General features: G+C 38.0%; 1 protein-coding gene. It reads right to left on the bottom strand.

The genetic code is table 11. The annotated features are described in order from the left end of the window. Window positions 1-69 precede the first annotated feature (69 nt). Entirely contained in the window at window positions 70-1422 is a 1353-nt protein-coding gene (locus tag VHA01S_RS16695) for an ISNCY family transposase (RefSeq protein ID WP_156916980.1), read from the bottom strand. Between the last annotated feature and the right edge of the window lie 119 nt (window positions 1423-1541).

Raw genomic sequence — 1541 nt, 5'->3', positions numbered from 1 at the left:
TTTATGTCAATCCAATTTAAAAATGTCCCTCTATTTTTCTAATTAGAAATGTCACTTTTTAAAGATTGACTATTCTTTGGTATTGGAGGATTTGAATAACTCAGGATTGGTTAGAACTGGATTAATAGCCCTGAGTTGTTCTTTTAAAGCTCGTTGTTGGGCTTTTCGTCTTGGTGATTTTTTACTTCTACTGCGTTTTTGTTGTTCATCAAAGTCATCTTGTTTTTGCTTAGCAAACTTCAGTACATTGCCTAAACGTTTATTATCGACTATTTGAGCTTGATTTACATTTTCTAACTTATCGAAGATTTTGAAGTTAAGCTTTTTGTAGCCATAACAAATGGCAATATGTCCATCTGGATAGTCGAGTACTTTCACTGTTTCATGAACCAATCGAGCGTTTTCTTCAGTGTTTTCAATTAGGTAAACAACCTTGTCATACTGGAATGTCAGTGCATTTGAGAGCTTTCTTGTTTCTTGCCAACTAAAGATATCATCAAGTTCTTCAGAAGATTCGCGAACCTTACGGTGCATGTCTTTTGGGTAGTTTGCAGGCTTACTAAAACGGAAGTTAAAGTCGTCAATAAAGTAGGGCAACCATGTATTAGCTTCCTCAATGGTATTAATACCTTGTAGTCTCATTTCCTTAACTAAACGATCTTGAAGCGTCAAATTAGCTCGCTCAACACGGCCTTTAGCTTGAGAGCTATTAGCACATATTAACTCAATGCCAAGCTCTCTAAGAATACGGCCATATTGCGTTTCACCAACACGTTTATGTTTTTCTTGATTTACACGAAATATCGAGTGTTTATCGCTGTAGAACGCAACTGGTTTTCCGTGTTCATTCAGGTATTCACGAGTCGCAAGCATATAGTCAAATGCAGACTCAGTTTCACTGAAACGAAGGTTCATTAGGCGACCAGTGGCATCGTCAATAAACACCAGAAGACAACACTTATCACTGCGTCCTTCAAACCAGTCATGGTGAGAGCCATCAATTTGAATTAGTTCACCAAGGCAATCTCGACGATAACGTGGTTGGTAAACTCGGGGCTTACGTTGAGAATGAGGGATCCAGAGGCCATCAGCTATCATCCATTGCCGTAAAGTTTCAACAGATACTCGGAGGTTATGGATTTCAGATAATTTTTCATGAGCCAACGAAGGACCAAAATCAGGATAATACTGAGTAATAGTATCTAAAATATAACTTCGATAATCCGATGGGAGTTTATTATTGCTGGGTTTACCTCGTGACTTATGAGACAAACCGGCTGCGCCATATTGGCGTAGCCGATTCATCAGACGTTGAACTTGTCTAACACTAAGATTTAAAAGTTCAGCCGCATCAATACGGCGGAGTCGGCGTTCACATACATCTTGAATTACTTTAAGACGATCGATTTCATTATCACTCATAGCTATCAACATTCCTAAGCCTCCAAAACTAAGTCAGATATTAAAACGATAGTTCAAGACTCAGTTATAGTGACATTTTAACTTTGATAAAAAGTGACATTACAACTTTGGACTTACAC

It is taken from the genome of Vibrio halioticoli NBRC 102217, from assembly GCF_000496695.1.
Taxonomy (GTDB): domain Bacteria; phylum Pseudomonadota; class Gammaproteobacteria; order Enterobacterales; family Vibrionaceae; genus Vibrio; species Vibrio halioticoli.
The sequence above is the reverse complement of the archived record's forward strand: the minus strand, read 5'-3'. Positions and strand labels throughout refer to the sequence as shown.